This window comes from Streptomyces axinellae, assembly GCF_039532135.1.
Lineage (GTDB): Bacteria > Actinomycetota > Actinomycetes > Streptomycetales > Streptomycetaceae > Streptomyces > Streptomyces axinellae.
In genome coordinates this window covers 1-3,971 of record NZ_BAAARJ010000053.1, presented here as the reverse complement: position 1 = coordinate 3,971, position 3,971 = coordinate 1, and the positions used below count along the sequence as shown (strand labels likewise).

At 76.2% G+C, this 3,971-nt stretch carries 1 protein-coding gene; it reads left to right on the top strand.

Annotated features, from left to right (window positions below; translation table 11 throughout):
- On the top strand, positions 1–3,971 hold a 3,971-nt coding region (locus tag ABD339_RS33330; RefSeq protein WP_425576177.1), incomplete at both ends, for a type I polyketide synthase.

Below are 3,971 nucleotides of genomic sequence, written 5' to 3'. Positions count from 1 at the left end.
GGCGTTCGGCCGGGCGGCCGTTGTGGCTGGGGTCGTTGAAGTCGAATGTGGGGCATACGCAGGCGGCTGCGGGTGTCGGTGGTGTGATCAAGATGGTGCTGGCGATGCGGCACGGGAGTCTGCCGCGCACCTTGCACGTGGATGCGCCCAGCGGTGAGGTCGACTGGGGCCAGGGCGGCGTGCGGCTGCTCACCGAGCGGCAGGACTGGCCGCAGGGCGACCGCCCCCGCCGCGCCGCCGTCTCGGCGTTCGGCGTCAGCGGCACCAACGCCCATGTGATTCTGGAACAGGCCCCGGCCCCGGACTCCGAGACATCGCAGCCGTCGGTGCCGGGCGGGGATCGAGGCGCCGCCCCGGCCCCGCTGCCCTGGGTACTGTCCGCCGCCACCGAGAAGGCGCTGTGTGCCCAGGCGCAGAGACTCTCGGGGCGACTGCACGCGGACGATGACCTCGACCCCCTCGACGTGGGGTACACCCTGGCCGCCGGCCGGGCCGCGCTCCCGCACCGTGCCGTGCTCACCGGCGAGGACACCGCGCAGCTGCGGTCCGCCGTGGACGCACTCGCCCGCGGGGAGCGGCCCGCGGGAGCGGTGTCCGGGTCGGTGCCTTCGGCGGGCCCGGGGCGGACCGCGCTCCTGTTCACCGGCCAGGGCAGCCAGCGCCCCGGCGCGGGGCAGGAGCTGTACGCGGCCTTCCCGGCATACGCGGAGGCGTTCGACGAGGTGGTGGATGCTTTCGCGTCCCATCTGGATCGGCCCCTCGCCGAGGTGGCCGCCGACGACTCGGGAGTGCTGGATCGCACCGAGTACACCCAGCCGGTGCTCTTCGCCGTCGAAGTGGCGCTGTCCCGGCTGCTGCTGGCCTGGGGTGTGCGCCCGGACTTCCTGATGGGCCACTCCATCGGTGAGCTGGCGGCAGCACACGTGGCCGGGGTGCTGTCGCTGCCGGACGCGGCGAAGCTCGTCGCGGCGCGCGGCCGGCTGATGGGAGCCCTTCCGCCGGGCGGGGCGATGGCCTCGATCGAGGCGTCCGAGGACGAGGTGGTGCCGCACCTGACCGCGGGGCCGGGCGAGCGCCTGTCGATGGCCGCCGTCAACGGCCCCGCCTCCGTGGTGGTCTCCGGAGACGAGGAAGCCGTCGAACGGGTCGCCGGCCTCTTCCGGGCCGAGGGGCGCCGGGTGCGGCGGCTGCGGGTGAGCCATGCGTTCCACTCCCCGCACATGGACAGCTTGCTCGACGAATTCCGCACGGTGGCCGCCTCGTTGACGTTCGCCGCGCCGCGCATCCCGGTCGTCTCCAACGTCACCGGGCGCCTGGCCACCGCCGCCGAACTGACCTCCCCGGACTACTGGGTGCGGCATGTGCGGGAGGCGGTGCGCTTCCACGACGGCATGCGCACCCTGGAGAGCCAGGGCGTGACCGGCTATCTGGAGGTCGGCCCGGACAGCGTGCTGACCGCCATGGGGCGAGCTTGCCTGACCGCACCCGACGAGGCCGTCATGGCCGGGGCCCTGCGCCGGGACCGGCCCGAGCGCCCCACGGCGCTGGCGGCCCTGGGCCAGGTGTGGGCGCACGGCGCGGACGCCGGCTGGAGCGCCCTGTACGCGGGTACGGGCGCCACACAGGTCGAGCTGCCCACCTACGCGTTCCAGCGCGAGCGGTTCTGGCTCGGCCGCACCGCCGCGACGGCCGCCTCCGGCCACGACCCGGCGACCGCCCGTTTCTGGACCGCGGTCGAACAACACGACGCCGCCGGGCTGGTGGACACGCTGGGCGTGGCCGAAGAAGATCTCGCCCCGGTGCTGCCGGCCCTGGCGCGGTGGCGCCGGGAAGCCGGCGAGCGGGCCCGCGCGGACGCGTGGCGCTACCGGGTCCGCTGGGAGCCCCTGCGTCCGGGCCGGGCCCCGGACCGCTCCGGCACCTGGCTCGTCGTCACCCCCAGCACGCCCTCGGACCTTCCCGGAGCGGCCGACTGGCTCCGTGCCCTGCCGGAGGCCCTGGCGGACGGCGGCGCCGACGTGCTGCGAGCCGAGGTTCCAGCAGCCGCGTGCACCCGGGACGGCCTGGCCGCACACCTGCGTACGGCCGCGGCCGGCGGCGGGTCACCGCTGGTGGCCGTCGTCTCGCTGCTGCCGCTCGCGTCAACGGCCGGGCAGGGGCCGGGCCATGCCGCCGCGGGACTCGCCCTCCTCCAGGCGCTCGGCGACTCCGGGATCGAGGCTCCGCTGTGGACGCTGACCAGCGGCGCGGTCCGGGTCGGTGACAGCGACCGGCCGCCGCTGCCCGGACAGGCCCAGATGTGGGGGCTCGGCCGCGTCGCAGCGCTCGAACACCCCAGGCGGCTCGGCGGCCTGGTGGACCTGCCGCCCGAAGCGGACCCGACTGCCGCGGGCCGGGTCCTCGACCGGATCGCCCTCGGGAGCGACGAGGACCAGCTCGCGATCCGTTCCGACGGCGTCCACGTCCGCCGCCTGGTGCCCGCGCCGGGCGCCGGGCGGGGCGGCGGTGGCTGGACGCCGCGCGGCACGGTCTTGATCACCGGCGGTACCGGCGCCCTCGGCGCCCACGTGGCCCGTCACCTCGCGGCCTGCGGCGCCGGCCATCTGGTCCTGGCGGGCCGCCGTGGCCCCGACGCGCCGGGCGCCGCCGAGCTGGCCGCCGAGCTGAAGGCAGCCGGTGCCCGCGTGACCCTCGCGGCGTGTGACGTGGCGGACCGGACGGCCCTCGCGGCGCTGCTCGCCGAGCACCCGCCGCAGGCGGTGGTGCATGCGGCGGGTCTGCCGCTGGTCCGGCCGCTGGAGGAGACGGGCCCGGAGGACCTGGAACGGCTGTGGGCGGCGAAGGTCGCCGGAGCCCTCCACCTGGACGAACTGCTCGCCGACCGGCCGTTGGACGCCTTCGTGCTGTTCTCCTCGGTCGCCGGAGTATGGGGTGTGGCGGGACAGGGGGCCTACGCCGCCGCCAACGCCGCCCTGGACGCGCTGGCCGAGCGGCGGCGGGCCCGGGGGGTGGTGGCGACCGCCCTCGCCTGGGGGCCGTGGGCGGGCGGCGGCATGATGGCCGACGCGGGCATCGAGAGCGAGGTCAGCCGTCGCGGTCTGCGTCCGCTGGATCCGGGTCCGGCCGTCCGCGCTATGACGGACGTGATCGGGTCGGGCGGAGCACACACGACCCTCGCCGACGTCGACTGGTCCGTGTTCGCACCGGCGTTCACGGTGCTGCGGCCCAGCCCTCTCCTGGACGCGCTGCCCGGCGCGACGGAGGCGCAGCGGGCCGACGGGCCCGCGCACGGGGCCGGAACCGCGGCGCTCCGGGTACGGCTGGAGCGCACCGCGCCCGGCGAACAGCGTGCCGAACTGCTCGGCGCGGTGCGCGAGAGCGCGGCCGAGGTGCTCGGATTGCCGGACGCCGCCGCGCTGGACGCCGACCGGGCGTTCCGCGACCTCGGGTTCGACTCCCTGACCGCCGTCGAGCTGCGGCAGCGGCTCGTGCGGGACACCGGGCTGGTGTTGCCCACCACCCTCGTCTTCGACCATCCCAGCGCCTCCGCGCTCACCGACCACCTGCTGCGGGAACTCGGCCTGGCACACGGCGGGGCCGACGGCGGCGCGGCCCTCCTCGCACCGCGGCCGGCCGCTGCCGGCACCGCGGCCGACGAGGACCCGGTCGTACTCGTGGGGATGGCCTGCCACTACCCGGGCACGGACGGGCCGCAGGAGCTGTGGCGGATGCTCCTCGACGGGGTGGACGCCATCGGCCCCTTCCCCACCGACCGCGGCTGGGACCTGGAGGTCGTGTACGACCCGGACCGCCGCACACCGGGCACCAGCTACACCGACCGCGGGGGTTTCCTGGCTGCGGCGGGGGAGTTCGACGCGGGGTTCTTCGGGATCAGTCCGCGGGAGGCGCTGGCGATGGATCCGCAGCAGCGGTTGCTGCTGGAGACGTCGTGGGAGGCGTTGGAGCGGTCG